At 49.1% G+C, this 16,802-nt stretch carries 14 protein-coding genes; 7 read left to right on the forward strand and 7 right to left on the reverse strand.

The features are described 5' to 3' along the window. The first annotated feature begins 124 nt into the window (after positions 1-124). The gene (gene dcd, locus IT781_RS00275; RefSeq protein ID WP_194968129.1) at positions 125-691 is read left to right on the forward strand and encodes a dCTP deaminase; all 567 of its coding nucleotides are present in this window, start codon (positions 125-127) and stop codon (positions 689-691) included. 109 nt (positions 692-800) lie between these two features. On the opposite strand, the gene IT781_RS00280 is transcribed toward dcd, so the two are convergent. After that, positions 801-1,058 (reverse strand): YcgL domain-containing protein, encoded by a 258-nt coding sequence (locus IT781_RS00280; protein ID WP_194968130.1) that lies wholly within the window; start codon positions 1,056-1,058, stop codon positions 801-803. An 82-nt stretch (positions 1,059-1,140) separates the two neighbouring features. On the opposite strand from IT781_RS00280, the gene IT781_RS00285 reads away from it, so the two are divergent. Next, entirely contained in the window at positions 1,141-1,728 is a 588-nt protein-coding gene (locus tag IT781_RS00285) for a CPBP family intramembrane glutamic endopeptidase (RefSeq protein WP_194968131.1), read from the forward strand. Here IT781_RS00285 and IT781_RS00290 read toward each other — a convergent pair. Genes IT781_RS00290 through IT781_RS00300 form a run of 3 tightly spaced genes read right to left on the reverse strand, consistent with a single transcriptional unit; the run spans position 1,691 to position 9,433 of the window. After that, positions 1,691-3,904 (reverse strand): EAL domain-containing protein, encoded by a 2,214-nt coding sequence (locus IT781_RS00290; RefSeq protein ID WP_194968132.1) that lies wholly within the window; start codon positions 3,902-3,904, stop codon positions 1,691-1,693. The two genes, IT781_RS00285 and IT781_RS00290, sit on opposite strands and share 38 nt — an antisense overlap. 5 nt (positions 3,905-3,909) lie before the next feature. Beyond that, complete coding sequence (locus tag IT781_RS00295) at positions 3,910-4,314, reverse strand: response regulator (RefSeq protein ID WP_194968133.1); 405 nt, start codon at positions 4,312-4,314, stop codon at positions 3,910-3,912. After that, complete coding sequence (locus IT781_RS00300) at positions 4,307-9,433, reverse strand: AAA family ATPase (RefSeq protein WP_194968134.1); 5,127 nt, start codon at positions 9,431-9,433, stop codon at positions 4,307-4,309. The genes IT781_RS00295 and IT781_RS00300 overlap by 8 nt, the downstream gene beginning before the upstream one ends. Positions 9,434-9,576: 143 nt before the next feature. Here IT781_RS00300 and IT781_RS00305 point away from each other — a divergent pair, with 143 nt between their 5' ends. Continuing rightward, positions 9,577-10,053 carry a hypothetical protein gene (locus IT781_RS00305; RefSeq protein WP_194968135.1) on the forward strand — a complete coding sequence of 159 codons (477 nt, stop codon included), beginning with the start codon at positions 9,577-9,579 and terminating at the stop codon, positions 10,051-10,053. Positions 10,054-10,303: 250 nt separating this feature from the next. Here IT781_RS00305 and speD read toward each other — a convergent pair whose 3' ends face one another. Both speD and IT781_RS00315 read right to left on the reverse strand, forming a co-directional pair. Then, entirely contained in the window at positions 10,304-11,110 is an 807-nt protein-coding gene (gene speD, locus IT781_RS00310) for an adenosylmethionine decarboxylase (protein WP_194968136.1), read from the reverse strand. A gap of 5 nt (positions 11,111-11,115) precedes the next feature. Continuing rightward, the gene (locus IT781_RS00315; protein WP_194968137.1) at positions 11,116-11,535 is read right to left on the reverse strand and encodes an OsmC family protein; all 420 of its coding nucleotides are present in this window, start codon (positions 11,533-11,535) and stop codon (positions 11,116-11,118) included. A gap of 141 nt (positions 11,536-11,676) precedes the next feature. Between IT781_RS00315 and crp the strand changes: the two genes are divergently transcribed. After that, positions 11,677-12,330, forward strand: a complete 654-nt coding sequence (gene crp, locus IT781_RS00320; protein WP_194968138.1) for a cAMP-activated global transcriptional regulator CRP — start codon at positions 11,677-11,679, stop codon at positions 12,328-12,330. Between the two features lie 47 nt (positions 12,331-12,377). On the opposite strand, the gene IT781_RS00325 is transcribed toward crp, so the two are convergent. Beyond that, positions 12,378-13,322, reverse strand: coding sequence for a M23 family metallopeptidase (locus IT781_RS00325; protein ID WP_194968139.1), 945 nt, complete (start codon positions 13,320-13,322; stop codon positions 12,378-12,380). Positions 13,323-13,881: 559 nt separating this feature from the next. Here IT781_RS00325 and IT781_RS00330 point away from each other — a divergent pair. The 3 genes from IT781_RS00330 to IT781_RS00340 all read left to right on the forward strand — a co-directional run bounded on the left by IT781_RS00330 (position 13,882) and on the right by IT781_RS00340 (position 16,785). Beyond that, positions 13,882-14,784: a winged helix-turn-helix domain-containing protein gene (locus tag IT781_RS00330; protein ID WP_194968140.1), complete on the forward strand. Its 903-nt coding sequence runs from the start codon at positions 13,882-13,884 to the stop codon at positions 14,782-14,784. Between the two features lie 1,154 nt (positions 14,785-15,938). Then, positions 15,939-16,310, forward strand: coding sequence for a hypothetical protein (locus tag IT781_RS00335; RefSeq protein WP_194968141.1), 372 nt, complete (start codon positions 15,939-15,941; stop codon positions 16,308-16,310). 109 nt (positions 16,311-16,419) lie between these two features. Continuing rightward, complete coding sequence (locus IT781_RS00340; RefSeq protein ID WP_228778826.1) at positions 16,420-16,785, forward strand: hypothetical protein; 366 nt, start codon at positions 16,420-16,422, stop codon at positions 16,783-16,785. The last annotated feature ends 17 nt before the right edge of the window (positions 16,786-16,802 follow it).

Here is a 16,802-nt window from a genome sequence, read left to right on the forward strand (position 1 = left end):
GTGCGTACCCTGCGGCTGAATGCTGGCTTGGCGTTGGCCGTTGGCTGGCTGTTTCCGCCTTGCGTCCGACTATCTGTCTGTGTGAAAATTAGTCTTTTTAAATCAATTAGGTATTTGGTAGTTCATGAGCATTAAGTCGGACAAGTGGATACGCCGCATGGCGGAAGAGCATGGCATGATCGAGCCGTTTGAACGCGGTCAGGTCAGAAATGCGGAGCAAGGGCGCGTCATTTCCTACGGCACATCCAGTTATGGCTATGATGTCCGGTGTTCTGATGAATTCAAGATTTTCACCAATATCAATTCGGCCATCGTCGATCCGAAAAACTTCGATTCGAACAGTTTCGTCGATGTGAAGTCCGATGTCTGCATCATCCCTCCGAACTCGTTTGCGCTGGCGCGCACGGTCGAGTATTTCCGTATTCCGCGCGACGTCTTGACAATCTGCCTGGGCAAGTCGACTTATGCCCGTTGCGGCATTATCGTCAACGTCACGCCGCTGGAACCGGAATGGGAAGGTCATGTGACGCTGGAGTTTTCCAATACCACGCCGCTGCCAGCCAAAATCTATGCCAATGAAGGCGTCGCGCAAATGCTGTTCATCGGCAGCGACGAAGTGTGCGAAACCTCTTACAAGGACAGGGGCGGCAAGTATCAGGGGCAGACTGGCGTTACCTTGCCGAAAACTTAAGATTGCGGTTGGTTTTGGGCGTAATCCTCCCCATCAGCTTAAGCAGATTGATTATTCACCAAGAAGGGCGCGGGTACGTGTTCTCCGTGTTCTTCGTGGTTTTATACGCTTACTGGACTTTTAACGGCGCCTCTACCCTGGTCGGCGGCATTTGCACGAAGAAACCTTTTTCCTTAAGGCTGGTGATAACCTTGCCGGCATCTTCCCGGGCCAGCTTGCGTTCCGGCGTCAGTTCGAGCTCCATGACGAAAGTCATTCTTCCGAAGCTGTTGAATAGCATTTCCGGCACTTTCGAGAAATCGTCTTTTTTATCGATATACAGATAAAGGTCTTCTTTTTTGAGGCTTTTATAAATGAAACACTGCATGGCATTAAACGAAAATGAATCAGGACAGCTATTTTAACTATTTTTGGTTAGAATGGCTTATCCTTAATTCATAATCGCACCGATGGCTAAAACCTCTTTCAATCCCGATACTTTCTACAAACAGGCCTGTTACTTTGAAGCGTCGCTGATCATAGTCGCGGTCATTCTGGGCTGGATTGCCGGTATCGATCCTTTTGAAAACCTGCGCTTTTCGGAAAGCGCGATCGCTTACGGCATATTGGGAACGCTGCCGTTATTTATTATGTTCGCGGCGCTGGAACAGTTGCAGATAGACTCTCTGGCGCACATCAGACGATTGTTGGTTGAAACGTTGGGGCCCGGGCTGCACCGTTATCACTGGGCCGATGTGTTTATGCTGGCGGCGATTGCCGGCGTATCCGAAGAGATTTTGTTCCGCGGCGTGATTCAGCCCTGGATAGAGTCGTCGTGGGGCATGACCGCGGGGTTGATCGGCAGCAATATCATTTTCGGGCTGGTGCATGCCGTGACGCCGCTTTATGCGCTGTTGGCGGCGTTGGTGGGGCTTTATCTGGGCTGGTCTCTCGATTACGGCGGCGACAGAAACCTGGTGACGCCGATCATCATTCACGGGCTCTATGATTTCCTGGCTTTTATGGCGCTGATTCGCGCGTATAAGGAGAGTCAATAGTCGCATCGATAAAAGGCTCGGCGATATAAGGGGTCTCCAGTGGGACGGGCTGGCTGATCCAGTAGCCTTGTGCATAATCAATGCCTAAGGCTGCGATTTTGTCATAAACATCCTTGTTTTCGACAAACTCGGCGATCGTTTGCTTGCCCATCAGATGGCCGATCTCATTGATGGATTTGACCATGGCCAGATCGATTTCATCGTTGCAGATATCCTGGACAAAGATGCCGTCAATCTTCAAATAATCGACCGGCAGGTTTTTCAGATAAGCAAATGAAGACAGGCCGCTGCCGAAATCATCCAGCGCAAACTGGCAGCCGCTTTCCTTTAGCGTGGTAATGAACGTGGTCGCCATGTTCAGATTGGAAATCGCCGCCGTTTCGGTGATCTCAAAACAGAACTTATGGGCCGGCAGGGCGTAATAATCCAGCTGCCGCGTGATGGAGCCCAGAATGCCCTCGCTGCCCAGGGTATGGCCGGACAGGTTGATTGTGCACAGCGACAGCTGGGCCAGTTGATCGGGGTTATCGGCAAGCCAGGCGAACGTCTTCGCGATAATGTACTGATCGATTTTCGGCATCAAGCCGTAGCGTTCGGCTGCCGGAATGAACGCGCCGGGCGGGATCAGTGCGTTATTGTCTTCTATTCTGACCAGGATTTCGTAATGCTCGCCATCCTGTTCGCGGGTGCTTTTGATGTGGTGTTTATAGATCCGGAAATGATCTTTATCGAGCGCTTCATTGAGCTTGGCGATCCAGTGCATTTGCCCGGAGCGTTGCAGGATTTCCTCGGAGTTCTTCTGATACACATAAACGCGGTTGCGCCCCGCATCCTTGGCAGCATAGCAGCAGGCATCGGCGATCATGAGCAGGTCGTTGAGCGAATGGAATTCCTCGTCGATAGCGATTAAGCCGATGCTGACGCCGATGCGGAAACTTTGGCGCTCCCAGCTGAACCGGTAATTGGCGATGATTTCGCGCAGCGAGTTAGCCAGCCGCTCGCCTTGTTCGATCGTGCAGTGCTCCATCAGGATGCCGAATTCATCGCCGCCCAGCCTCGCCAGCGTGTCGCGTACTCTGACTTCGTGCTGCAGCAGGGTCGTGACCTGCTTGAGCAGTTCATCGCCGGCGGTATGGCCGCAGGTGTCATTGATGATCTTGAACTGGTCCAGGTCCAGATAACAGAAGGCAAAATCGCCTTCGCCGTGGTTTCTGGCTTTCAGAACACGGTTGAGCCGGACTTCAAATTCACGGCGGTTCACGAGTCCTGTCAAGGGATCGTGCGCGGCCTGATAGGCGAGTTCTTTTGACAGGCGCCGCGATGCCGTGACATCGCTGAATACGAGGACAACACCTTGTATCTGGCGGTCCTTGTCAAGGATCGGGGCGGCGGAATCCTGAATCGAGTATTCAATGCCGTAACGGTTGATCAGCAGCGTATCGTGGCTGACGAATTCAGTCTCATGGGTGGCCAGAACGCGAAAGACCGGATTGGGCAACGGTTTCCGCGTGATGTCATTGTAGATATTGAAGACTTCGTCGATGACGCGGCCTCTGGCTTCAGCTACGCGCCAGCCGGTCAATTTCTCGGCAACCGGGTTCAGGAATTCGATAATGCCGTTTCTGGAGGTGGTGATGACGGCGTCGCCTATGGACTTTAACGTAATCAGCGCGCGTTCTTTTTCCCGCCTTAGTTGCTCTTCAGCCTGCTGGCGATCGTTGATTTCCTGGCGCAGTTCAACCGTGCGTTCCGAGACCAGGTTCTCGAGCCGGTTGCGGTAGTCATCCAGCTCTTTTTCAGCCGCCTTGGCTCTTAAAACATTATTGATGGTGACCGATATCAGTTTCAGATACTGGCCGCTAAGATCCTTGGTCAGATAATCGGCGGCCCCCATCTTGAGCGCCCTGACGGCAATATCCTCGCCGCCGCTGCCGGTCACGAAAATGACCGAGGTCGTTTCGGGGATGAAGGCAAACAGATCGAAGGCCGTGCCGTCTCCCAGGCCGTGATCGGCCAGGATGATCTCATAGTCGTTTTTTTGCAGAGCCTCGATCGCTTCCGCCACGGAGCCAGCAATGTCATAGTCATAAGGCAGATGCTCGCGTTTGACAAAGCGCTCGAAGCTCATCTGGTCGGTCAGGTCATCTTCGACTAATAACAGTTTTATGTCCGCCATGAGACTTATTTTTTTAGGGTCCAGTAGGAACTGAGTACCTGAATTGCGTCGATGAACTGATCGTACTCGACAGGTTTCAGAATATAGCCGGAAATCCCGAGGTCAAAGCTCTGGTTGACATCCTGCTGCTCCAGCGAGGAGGTCAGCATCACCACGGGGATGTTTTTGAAGGCAGGATGGCTCTTCAGTTGCTTCAGGCATTCGTGACCATTCATTTTGGGCATATTGATGTCCAGCAGGATCATGCAGGGCAGCTCTTCGTCCGAAGTTTCCAGATAATGCAAGGCTTCTTCACCATTATGGACCGTAACCAGTTTGTTGACGACGCCGAGTTTTTTTAGACCGCGCTTCACGGTCATGATGTCGACTTGATCATCTTCAACGAGCAAGATGGGTTGCATGCTATTCATATTCTTTTCTTTTAGGTATGGTAAAAATAAATGAGCTTCCTTTTCCTACTTCCGACTCAAGCCAGATTTTGCCGCCCCATGTCGTGACAATTTTCTCTATCACACTTAAACCAATACCTGTGCTTTCTGACTGGTCTTTAGGTTTTAAAGTTTGAAATAATTGAAATATTTTTTCCTGATATTTTTTATCGATGCCGGGACCGTTGTCGGTTACCGAAAATTGCCAGTCATGATCTTGTTCCATGCAGGTGACCGAGATAATACCTTTGTCCTTATCGTTATATTTGATGGCATTATCCAACAAGTTTTGAAAAACCTGAAACAGTCTCAGTCTTTCACCGATGATGACCGGCAAATCGGCTTGAATATGCACTTCGATGTGCTCGGGCGGAGCGATCAGGCTGATTACTTCAGCCAGCAACTGCGAACAATCGATTCGCTCCTCGGGCTCCGCCACCCGGCCGACCCTGGAGTATTGCAGAATGCCGTCAATCATGTCGTGCATGCGTCTGGCCCGATCGCGCAGCAGGGCCATTTGCTCGCGGCCGTCTTCGTCAAAAGCGTCGGCGTAATCCTCGCAGATCCAGCCTGAGAGCTGGTTGATGGCCCGCAATGGCGCTTTCAGATCATGAGATACGACGTAGGCAAAATGCTTTAATTCTTCATTGGCGCTATTCAACGAGGCCGTGCGTTCTTCAACGCGCTGCTCCAGATCCGCGTTCAGGGATTGTATCTGTACCTGGCTGCGCTTCATTTCCTCGATCAGCAGGGTATTTTCCAGCGCGATCGCCGCTTGCGCGGTCAATAATCGGGTCAGTTCGATTTGTTCGCGCGTGAATGCGGAGGTGATCAGGTTGTTTTCCAGGTACAAGACGCCCAGGGCATGCTGTTGCTTCAATAACGGCGCGCACAGTATCGATTTAAGGTGTTGATGTTGTACCGTATTGTCGGCTATGAAATCGCCTTCGCTGGTAGCATTGTCGATAACCAGCATTTCAGTGGTGCGAAAAACGTAGTTGACAATGGCCATGCTTAAGGTATCAGTGCTCAGGTTTGGGTCGCCTCGAAGTTGTACATCGACGAAACCATGTTTGATGCCTTTGGCCAATACAACCAGGTCTTGCGGTTCAGCGATGAGCAGATAGCCGGTTTTGGCCCCAAGCCGCTCCATGATCGATTGCAGAATGGCGCTTAGCAAGCCGTTCAAGTCCTGCTGCTGCGTGATGGTGCGCGTCGCCAGCAGCAAATAATTGACGTCGAGCATCTGCGCGAGCGAGGTATCGGCGGACAGGCCCTCATCGGGCTGAAAGGTAATGGCGTAGTTTTCTATCAGCTGCCTGACTTTGACTTCCGCGCCGCAGTCATGGTAATGGCCCGCTGCCCGGTTTAAATAGTAAGTGGCGTAGCTATGCTGGGTCTCTATCAGTATCTGGCCCAGCCGCTCATTCAGGAAGCCTTCCAACAAGGTGAAATGCTGTGGTTTGCACAGGTCGATCGCATCGAGACAGTGGCGGCGCGTTTCGCTGAAATCGCCGGCATGATTGGCCTGCTCCATCAGCATGAAGGTCAGGTAAGGCTTTAAGATCGGCCCTAGCGCGGCCCAGGTTTGCACCTGTTCCAGGCAGAGATCCAGCATCTCTTGCTCTTCGGCTGGAATGACCTTATGAAGTCTGAGTCCGTTGACATAGCGAAATACATACCACAGGCGATTGAGGATGTTGTCGCTCAGCCCGCGCAGATAAGGTTCCGCCTGATGCAGGTAGTCAGCCGCCTGTTCATAATTGCCCAGGTAATGGCTGCTGATGCCTTTCAGGGAATAATAGCCGCCTATCGAAACGACGTGTTTGTCGCTCTCCCATTTGTTGAGTTTGGCGGCTATGACCTGTTCACTGAAGGGCGTCCGCCCCGTATTCATCATATCCGCCCAGCCGGCCAGCGCGCTTTCGGCCAGCCCCAGGGACAAGGATAAATTGAATTTGTTGGAAAAATGGATGCATTCCTCGGCCACGTCGATCACTTGCCGCAAGTGAGCGCCTTGATGGATCAAATGCCAGATATACGGGCCGTAGGACAGGCCTGCATTGTATAAGTCACCGCAGTTTTTGCCGCGGTGAATGTTTTTCTGGCACTGCTCGATAATATAAGCCGAATCGCTGCGGTTATGCATATTGGTCCATAAAATGCCGTTAATGCCTTTGGTTGCGCCAAACGTGTCGGGATAGCGGTGCGCCAGGGCCAGCCCCAGGTCTTCATAGCGGAAAGACAGCTCATACTGGCCTTGGCGCTGCAGATACAAACCCACCATTGAGAAACCGTAAATGACCGATTCATCAACGCCGCCCGCCAGACAGTTCTGCGTCGATTGAATCGCCGACAAATAAAGCTGCGGCACCATGCCGGCCAGATAATAATCGGGGATCAGCTCGCTGTAGATGCCGGTTTCAATTTGAGTAGCTCTATCACTGCTGGGTTCAATATCGAGGATTTTTTGCCAGATATCCGTATCGCCCTGATGGATCTGTTTGATGATCGCGGCCGCCCGCTCCAGCGCCAGATCATCATTTTCGGGAATGGCGCGGTTGAAATAGGCCAGGCCGCGATTGCCCAGGGCGATGGCCTGTTCGAACTTGCCCATCGAGGACAGGCCGGTCGTCTGTTCATATAAACAGTCGATGCGGTCGATATCGCTTTTTGCACGACTGATCAATGTATTAAGGATCTGCTCCGATTCCGGCTGGTTGCCCAGTGCCATTTCCGTCCTGGCCAGATATTTGTGCAGCGAGAACAAACAGCCATAATCGGTATCCCAGCTTTCTTTAGGGTAAAGACTCTTACTTTGATGGAAAAAATAGTTGGCGTTGTCCATCGCCAGCGCTTTCATGGCTGCGATGCCGGCGTAGTAATTGAACTTCGCCTCTTCAATACGGCTTTCGGTGCTTTGATCGGGCTCCCGGCCGTTAGCCAGGTGTTCGACGATGGCGAACAGATTGTGCAGGGTCTCAAGGTCGGCGTTTTCGGGAATGGCGCTGATGAGCGCCTTGGCAATCTGTAAATGTACGCGCTGTTTCTTATCGGCATCGAGAAAGCTGGCGGCCGCCGCCTGGACCTGGTCGTGGAAAAACAGCAGCTGGTCCTTCTCCCTGAGTAAAATGTTGCTGTTGAATGCCGGCGTCAAGGCATGATAAAGGACCGGCAGCGTCATGGCCGTTGTCAACGCCAGATCGGATGCATCAAACCGCGCCCCAAGGCTGGCGGCAATGCTCAATAGTTCTCGAACGCGCTCCGGTAGCTTGGCAATTTTGTCCTTGAACAAGTCCAGCGCCGAATCGGGAATGGCGGTATGGCGCAGTTGTTCGTCATCCCATGTCCAGGCGCCGTTCTCAGTCAGGTGCAAATGCTTGTAGGTATGCAGCCAGCGCAGACTTTCATTGACGAACAGCGGATTGCCGGCCGAGGTCTGGTAGATGATTTTCGATAAGTCTTCGGTTCTGGACGGATAGGTGTTCAGGATATACGCGGTCATCTGGTTGACCTCGTTAAGCCCCAGCGCATCCAGACGGATTTCCTGCAGCGGCCGGCGCGCCTGTTTGACTCTGTGTATCAGGCGCATCAGCCGATGACTGCTGTCGACTTCGTTGTGCCGGTAGGCGCCTATCCAGAACAGGTATGGATAGTCCGTGGCATTGTCGAAAATCCGCTCGAGCAGATCGAACGTGGCGCCGTCACACCACTGCAAGTCATCGATAAACAGGGTTAAAGGATGCTCTTTTGAAATCAGGCTGGCCAGGAATTTTTCGGCCGTGTCATTGAACCGGTTGCGCGCTTCAATCGGCGGCAGATCCGGCACTTCCGGCTGAGGGCCGATGATCAGATGCAGTTCGGGAACCAGATCGGTAATCAGCCGGCCGTTATCGCCCAGTTGCTCGCTGATGCGCTGGCGCCAATAGGCGATACGTTCCCTGTCTTCGGTCAGGAAAGTTTTTATCAGATGGCTGAAAGCCTGGGTCAGCGTGCTGTAAGGGATGTGCTTTTTGAACTGGTCGAACTTGCCGGACGTGAAATAGCCGGCATGGGCAACGATTGGCAGCTGCAATTCCTGAATCAGCCGCGTTTTGCCGATGCCGGACAAGCCTGAAATCAGCGATGCGCGGAACACGCCGGCACAGACTTTGCTGTACTCGTCGAGCAGTTGTTTTTTTTGCGTCTCACGGCCGACCATTAACGAAGGAATCGTAATGCGGTTGCTGTAATCCTTCTGCTTCAGGATGAAACTGTTGATGTTCCGGTTTTGCTGTATTCCCCGTAAACAGTATTTCAGGTCCACTATCAAGCCGGCCGCGGTTTGGTAACGTTTTTCGGGCGCTTTTTCCAATAGCAGGGCGACGATTTTGCTGATGATTTCGGGGACGGCCGGGTTTAATTCGTGCGCGAATGCCGGTGTTTCCGCAAGGTGTGAGTGAATGATGGCAATCGGGTCCTCGAACAGGAAAGGCGGTTTGCCGGTCAGGCATTCGAAGAACAGCATGCCCAGCGAATACAGATCGGTCGTATAATTGACTGAATGCTTGATCCTGCCGGTTTGTTCGGGCGATAGATACGGCAGCGTCTGTACGCGAAAATGATCTTCGTAGATAAAATGGCTGAGCTGGTTAATATCCAGCACCCTGATGTCATCGATGATCTGGATGGCCAGCGTTTCCGGTTCGATCAATATGTTCGTCGGTTTTATGCTCTTGTGTATATGTCCGGCCTTGTGGATGGCTTCCAATTGCTCGGCGATGGCGATGATAATGTTAAGTGTCGTCGTCAGATCGGGAGCGGCATGGGTTTCCAGCCAGCGGCTCAATGGCTGGGCCTCAATATACGGCTGTATCAGGCACAGGGTGTCGATAGCGGGATGATAGAGTTCGGGAATAATGCTGCGAGGCAGTTCAAGTTCGCTGAGCTGGTTGATCTGCTGGCGTATGTAGGAGGCTGCATCTTCGTTGCAAAATTGCGGCCTGATTTTCTTAACAGCCAGCAGTTTGTCCTGATCATCCAGGGCATACGCTTTGAACACGTCGGCATGCATGCTCTCGCCCAGTTTATCGAGGATTTTATAATTTAATAATGTTTTCATTGCAGCGGACTTAGCCAGAAAAATTACGTATAGGGACTATAGCACTTTTTCTGGAATGTAAGCGTGTGTTAGATACAAATGTAAGCCTATGTAGTAGGGTTTGCTATCATATTTGCCATTTATTGACCTAATCGGGAAACAAAATGCTGGACCGAGTTGAACGCGAAAAATCAAAATCCGATCTTATCCTGCCTTGGACGGTAGTCGCCATCATGTTTGCCATGCTGGTGGCTTATATCGTTGTCTGTCATAGCTTCGGAGAACAACTGCAACAGCCTCTGCCGCAAAATCAACGGGAACTGATCAGAACGATTTTATACGCCGCCGCCATCATCACTTTTCCATTAACCAATCTGATACGGCATATTCAAGTGCGGCTGAATCAAACCATGCCCGGCGATGATTCTAGCAAAAACCGTTATCTGCTAACTGTTATCGTTTCAATGGCATTGATTGAAAGTGTGGGAATCTTCGGTTTCGTCATGTTCATGCTGGGCGATGATTTCAATACACTGTATATATTTACCGGCCTGTCGGCATTGGGCATGTTCTTGTACCGGCCGAAACCGGATGAGTACTCTGCCATTATTGAGGAAAGAAACGCGCGAAAACATCAATAATTTACCGGCTGATACGGCGCGCCTGTACTAAATGCGGCTTATGTCTTTTTCGACACGCTGGCCTAATGCTTCAGATGGCGGCTTTTAAATTCAAACAATATGAGTCAAACATAACGGTCATGTCCGTTATTTCTGATATTTGAGCGGGGCTGGCCAGGATTAGTTCCATGCGATGGTTAATGAGGTGCATGGAGCATGGGAGGGGATGGCGCTAGCCGGCAAGGGCAATCGCCCTTGCCGGCCATCGGAATTATGGCTTGATTTCGTCGTAGTTGCGCTGGAAATTGTGGCCGTAAAAGATTTCGAACATCTCTTTTTGCAGCTTTTCCTGGATCTCGGCTTTCTGATCGTCCGATAAATCGCTTTCCTTTTCGAACAAGTAATTTTCCAGTTCGGTTTCCTTCAGCATCATCTTGGTGTGGAAAATATTTTCCTGATAGACGTTCACATCTATCATCTGATAGCTTTCCAGCGTGTCTTTGGCAATATAGTTCTGGATCGACGTGATGTTGTGATCGATATAATGTTTCTTGCCGGAAATGTCGCGCGTGAAGCCGCGTACTTTATAGTCCATGATGACGATATCGGACTCGAAGCTGTGGATCAGGTAATTGAGCGCTTTCAGCGGCGAGATCTGGCCGCAGGTCGACACGTCAATATCGGCGCGGAACGTACTGATGCCGTTATCCGGGTGACTTTCAGGATACGTGTGTACCGTGATATGGCTTTTATCCAGATGCGCCAGCACGGTATCCGGCAATGGCCCTGGAGACTGGCTGTTCATGCTGGGCGGCGGCGGCAGGTCGCCTTCCGAAATCAGCATCGTCACACTGGCGCCTTGCGGTTCATAGTCCTGATGGGCAATATTGAGGATTTGCGCGCCGATGATTTCCGCAACATCTTTAAGGATTTGCGTCAGTCTATCGGCATTATAGGCTTCATCAATATACTCAATATAAGCCTGCTGCTGCTCGGCGGGGGCATAACATACATCGTATATATTGAAACTTAGAGACTTCGTTAAATTGTTAAAGCCTTGTAATTGCAACTTTTTCAAAATGGTTAAACCTCGATAACTTCAAAATCATGGGTGATTTCCACCTCCGCCTTGCTCAGCATGATGGATGCAGAACAATATTTCTCCGCAGACAGCTTGACTGCCCGCTCGACCGCTGCTGGTTTTAAATCACGGCCTTTTACAACGAAATGCAGATGAATTTTGCTGAACACGCTAGGTATGGCATCGACCCGTTCGGCGGAGATTTCCGCCACGCAATCAACGATGTCATGCTTGCCTTTCTGCAGAATCTGCACTACATCAAATGATGAGCAGCCGCCCACCCCCAGCAGGAGCATTTCCATTGGCCGTATGCCCATGTTGCGCCCGCCGTGATCAGGCGGGCCGTCCATGACTACAGCATGGCCGCTGCCGGATTCACCGACGAACATCACTCCGTCAACCCATTTGACTGTCGCTCGCATTTTTTTCCCCGGTTAAAAAAATGTGGCATAGAGTAGCATATAATATGCAATTGACAGAGCTTCAATGTTGATTTTTTTGTTAAAATCCTGCACTGTTATTAAAGGCGTACATACAACATGGATATTGAATGAGTTTTTAATATGACACTAATTTCCCAAGAAAACTCCAATAAAAGGGCGTTGGAGCAGTTTTTAAATCTTTGCCACAAAAAAAAATACCAGAGCAAAGCCACGATTATCAGGCCTGGAGATCCGGGGGATCGGCTGTATTATATCGTGGAAGGATCGGTCAGTGTCTGCGTGGAAGATGACGATGGGCATGAGCTGATTCTGGCCTATCTTAACAAAAATGAATTTATAGGAGAGATTGGTGTTTTTAAGGGAGTAGAAACGAGGAAAGTCACTATTAAAACGCGCAGTGAATGCCGGTTGGCTGAAATAGGCTATGACCGTTTCCGCCTGGCGCTGAAAAAAGAACTGCTCGAGTATGCGCCTGACCTGCTTTTCATGTTAGGCGAACAATTATCAGGCCGGTTATTGGCCGCCAATCGCAAGTTCTGCGATTTAGCCTTCATGGATGTGGAAGGACGAATCGCCCGGACTCTGCTGGATCTTTGCAAGGAGCCCGATGCCATCACCCATCCCGATGGCATGCAGTTGCACATCACGCGTCAGGAAATCAGCCGCATCGTCGGCTGTTCAAGAGAAATGGCCGGGCGCGTGTTAAAAGAACTGGAGGATAAAGGACTGATCAGCGCGCACGGCAAAACGATTGTTGTGTTTGGTACGCGTTAAGGCGCGAACAAGCAAAGGCGGCTCGGCAGGTCGCCCTTGCAGCAAGATTATTTAGCCGCTACGGAGGCCGCAACGCCTTTAAGCCGGGCTCCGGCGACCGGCTCTTCAGCGTGCCCCATGCTGTTCAAAAAGACAAAAGGCACGGAAGCCAACGTCATGCCTTTATTAATCTGTATGGCAAAATGCAAATGCGGGCCGGAAGTAAAGCCGGTGTTGCCGGAATAACCGATCAATTGCCCGGCAGCCACTTTCAGGCCCGGATAGACCTGGGCTTTATCCTCTTCCAGATGGGCATAAACCGCCATGGAGCCATCAGTGTGCAAAATCCTGATGCTATTGGCTTTTGAGTTATAGGTTTCGTCAATGCCGCCTTTATAGAAGTCATTGTCGACTTCCATGACCATTCCTGCTTTGGCTGCGTAAACAGGCGTGCCTATCGGCATGGCGATATCGACGGCATATTTGTTCTGCGCATCGGTATGGCTGAAACTGCCGCCAAAGGCCTGCGAGATTTGAAACGAGGCATCAGGCGCAATCGGCGGCAAATAGCTTTCCCTAGCCGTGTACTGTGGCAGAGGGCTGCCGGGCGTGTAACGGTATTGAAGAGCATATCCCGAGGATTCTTTTTCATTGATGCCGCCTATTTCAAAAAGTGTATCCGATTCTCCCGGCGCAATAACAAATCGCTGAGGCAGTTCAGGCATCGCACGGACGTTTTTCTGTTCGGCAAAATTGACTTCGACTTCCACGGGACCTGCATAATCGTTGCGAACATAATATTTTGGCTGTCGTCCTTCGCCGGACTTCAACAGCCAGACCCGCTGCTTGCTCGCCACCTTCATCTGCCTGACAGTTACCTGTTGGCTGGTCTTGGGCGGCTGATCAGTAAAATGCCACGTACCTTGCTCATCCTGAAATTTATAAAGTTTTTTGCCGGCGACATTAAATGAAATGAGCGCTGACAGCATTAAAATTAGTAATCTAAATCTCATTTTTTAGTCGGGGTCAAAGTCTATTCTCTGTCCATAAGAGTTCTGTAGTTTTTGTAAGTTTAAAAATGCAGGGCCCATGACTCAAACAGTGGTTCGACCTTCGCGGCCGCAAATACTTTATTGGCCTGAAAAATCAATAATTATATGTACTTATATCTGTTTTTTTAACATAAAAATGTTGGGCATGAATAAGCAATAGTACTGATTATTTTGTTGATAAGTTTCAGCTATGATCGCTATACACAAGTATTCCCAGCTGAGTTCGGGTGAGCGCAAACATAACACATGCAAAGGATAGTTATGATGGAAATCAGAGTATTTTCTGAATTGGCATGTCGATTTTATTTTCGTACAAATTTGTTAATGATTCCCAGGCAAACAGGTTAATTGGGCCGTAGCGAATTGAGAGTCCAGCAAGTGCCGGGTTTATTTATAAGCATCTCTTTTTTTGCGTTGTTATTTGAAGCTTAGTAGTAGAGCGAAAGACATGTCAGTCTTTTTCCATAAGTATCTGAACTTAAAGATAGTGAAGTGGCTTTAACGAAACGTGAGATTAAATATGAATGCAAATTTGCAAATTTTGTTTATTAGTACGGATCATTATTATCGGGGCTTGCTGAAAGGCTACTGCCATGCGCAGCAATTTACTTTTCTTGAATTGGCCGATGCTGTAACCATCAATAAGGAAGTCTTTAGTAACCACCTGGATCTGATTATCCTGGATATGCAGTGGGCTGTATCTTCATTGAAAAAAGAAGACTGGTTAGTATTGCAAGCGATGAGCTTCGCTCACCAGATACCCGTGTGCGCATTAGGGGACAAGGACTATAGTGATGCACTTGAAAGTAAACCAGACTCATGGATAGAGGCTTTTTTTGATGAGCAGCTCATTGTTGAACAATTGGATGGCTATCTGCTGAAGAAATTCATCCAGCATGCTCATGTGCACAGTGAAAGAAGGACTCAGGAAAGGCGCTCCACGGCCGATCGAAGGGCATCTTATCGGGGGGATGCATCAGGGCATCTGTTAGAGGCGGCACAATATGAACCGATGCCGAAAAATGGCAATGGCGATCACGGCACAACAGTCGGTCCTTTTCAAATTGATCGGCGATTTAAAACTGTCTCATTGTATGGGAAAAACATTGACCTTACCCGCAAGGAATTTGAATTGTTCGAGCTGCTGTCCAGGGATGTTGATCGCGTACTAATGGCCGAAGAAATCATTCAGCATCTCTGGCCTGGAAATAATCGCGCGACAAAGTCGGATCTTTATCAATACATGCACCTGCTGCGCAAAAAGATTGAAAAAGACCCTGATAACCCGCAATGGATTCTGACCGTCAAGGGCTTCGGATACAGGCTTGATGTGAGCTCTTCTGCTGAAACAAAAGCCCCGGAAGAAAATTATGACAATCTGGTCGCATGGCCAGGGACAGCCATTGCCCCTGTGGCCCAATAAAAACCTGCTGAAAATTAAATTGCACGGCCATAGCATGTGCTGCCAGCGCATTTATCTGTCTGATAGACTGGGCTCAGGATAAATATTAGCCTGCGATCGAGCATCATATTGCTCGAGAGACAGGCTGGATAATGAAGCGGGTTCGTCGACGACGCTAAATCATGTTCAATCCGGCAGAACCTTTCAAATAGGCCAGGCCTCACCCAGCGATCCTCGAGATCAAATTGCTTGCCCTTATCATTGATCGACTTCCTCTATTCCTTTCATTTACGGCAAAAAACAATTTAATTTCAACCACCTGTCTTCGAATTGAGGCGGGCTGACAATTTGGGGCGCAAGAACTCCTTAAGGGCATATCATGCTCAGCACAGCCTGCAATATATGAATGAGTGATAAAAGCGCTTATTTTTCAGATTGCAAAAATCATGGCGCTGATTGAGCTGAATATCGAACGAAAATGAACCATTAATCAAACGAACAATGAAACTGGTTAGCCGCCCATTTTAAAATCCAGCTGATTTTTGTTTTTTATTTATTAAAAAACGGGCAAATTCGCGATATCTACCATTTTCCTTCTTATTATCATCAAAGAGAACTCCAAAACCGAAGAGATTCTCTGATCCTTAAATAAAACGCCGGAACAGGTCTATTAACTTGTTCGCTTCTTCCGGATATATAAGGTATTCGGTTTGCGCCAATCTTAAATTTAAATATCAAACAATAATGAACCTTTTATCAATGCATAAGTATTTTTTCAGATTATGAGTATTTTTTGAGATTGGTTTTATGGAAATTTAAGGTCAGCTTGATCAAAACTAAAGCCGTGGTTGAGCTGGTAGCTTCGCCGGAGCAGCATCCGGTTTTTCTGGCTGATCCAAGTGCATCAGAGAAAGTCTGATGATTTTTTATCTCATATGGAGCTGGAACCCCATCCAATAAAAAACCTTAGCAGCAAGAAAAAGCTCAATTGCTTCAAGCGTTTCTTCAGGTTTTGGGTATTGTTTGAATCGGTTCTATGGAAATTTAAGGTTAGCGTGAATGAAATTAAAGTAGGTGTTGAGCTAGAGGGATTGCAAATGTCATTCTGATTTTTCTAGTTCATTCAAATACATCAGAAAAATCTGATGATCTTCTATCTCGTAAGGAGTCATGATATGAAACATTTCAATAAAAAAATCTTAACTGCAGGCATCCTGTTGGCTTTGGGCTCAGTTTCAAATGCATGGGCGGACCCTGCTCTTATTGGCGTGAAAGCGCAATTGCCCTCAGCCGGTGATGGTTCTGTTTCAGCTATAGACGGAAATGCAACCTCTAACTATAAGGTTAATGACTCAACCCTGGCCGGTTCTGTTACCGGTACAACTGCCATTTCTATAACTGCGCTTGCTTCTGTTACACCTAACAACAGCATAGCCGGTTCATTCGTTAGTACAGCCGGCATTAACCAGAGCGTACAAAACCTTGGCGACAACGCACTGGTTCAACAGCAGATTTCTGTTCAAGGCAACGTAAACGTCAATCGGTAAGAGGGCTGTTTAAGCTATAGCTTAGCTTCATTTAATGAAGCCTGCCGATGAGTGAATGGCTGCTTACCGGCTTTTACTGACACAGTGAAAATAACGGAATCAGGAGAATATGATGGACACGATTTTAAAGGGTGGCTTATTGACTCTCCTTGTCGTAATGATCTCAAGCCAGGCAGCGGTTGCCGGCTCTGCTGAAGACCGGAATGGGCTGGCTTTTTCGCAGGCCGAAACTGCAATGCAGGATGAATTGGACAATGAGCGTGGAAAAGGCGGTGTAGATTACCTAACACTTAATGGCATGAACCTGAAGGCGGAGTTAAGCGGCAACGAAGCCAATAATACGGTCACCGGTTACAATGTTATTGACAGTGGCGCATTTGCTAACGCTGTCGGCATAAACTCGGTTATTCAGAATACAGGCAATAATGTTCTTATTCAGGATGCGACTATCGTGAATGTGACAATCATGCCTTGAGCTTTTTTATTGAGAAG

The organism is Methylobacter sp. BlB1, assembly GCF_015476545.1.
In the GTDB taxonomy this organism is placed as follows: Bacteria; Pseudomonadota; Gammaproteobacteria; order Methylococcales; family Methylomonadaceae; genus Methylobacter.

Coding starts and splice junctions, on each gene's coding strand:
- IT781_RS00335 (WP_194968141.1), top strand. CDS start 15,939: ATGAAACATTTCAATAAAAAAATCTTAACTGCAGGCATCCTGTTGGCT.
- dcd (WP_194968129.1), top strand. CDS start 125: ATGAGCATTAAGTCGGACAAGTGGATACGCCGCATGGCGGAAGAGCAT.
- IT781_RS00300 (WP_194968134.1), bottom strand. CDS start 9,433: ATGAAAACATTATTAAATTATAAAATCCTCGATAAACTGGGCGAGAGC.
- IT781_RS00290 (WP_194968132.1), bottom strand. CDS start 3,904: ATGGCGGACATAAAACTGTTATTAGTCGAAGATGACCTGACCGACCAG.
- IT781_RS00340 (WP_228778826.1), top strand. CDS start 16,420: ATGATGGACACGATTTTAAAGGGTGGCTTATTGACTCTCCTTGTCGTA.
- IT781_RS00325 (WP_194968139.1), bottom strand. CDS start 13,322: ATGAGATTTAGATTACTAATTTTAATGCTGTCAGCGCTCATTTCATTT.
- IT781_RS00285 (WP_194968131.1), top strand. CDS start 1,141: ATGGCTAAAACCTCTTTCAATCCCGATACTTTCTACAAACAGGCCTGT.
- IT781_RS00330 (WP_194968140.1), top strand. CDS start 13,882: ATGAATGCAAATTTGCAAATTTTGTTTATTAGTACGGATCATTATTAT.
- crp (WP_194968138.1), top strand. CDS start 11,677: ATGACACTAATTTCCCAAGAAAACTCCAATAAAAGGGCGTTGGAGCAG.
- IT781_RS00305 (WP_194968135.1), top strand. CDS start 9,577: ATGCTGGACCGAGTTGAACGCGAAAAATCAAAATCCGATCTTATCCTG.
- IT781_RS00280 (WP_194968130.1), bottom strand. CDS start 1,058: ATGCAGTGTTTCATTTATAAAAGCCTCAAAAAAGAAGACCTTTATCTG.
- IT781_RS00295 (WP_194968133.1), bottom strand. CDS start 4,314: ATGAATAGCATGCAACCCATCTTGCTCGTTGAAGATGATCAAGTCGAC.
- IT781_RS00315 (WP_194968137.1), bottom strand. CDS start 11,535: ATGCGAGCGACAGTCAAATGGGTTGACGGAGTGATGTTCGTCGGTGAA.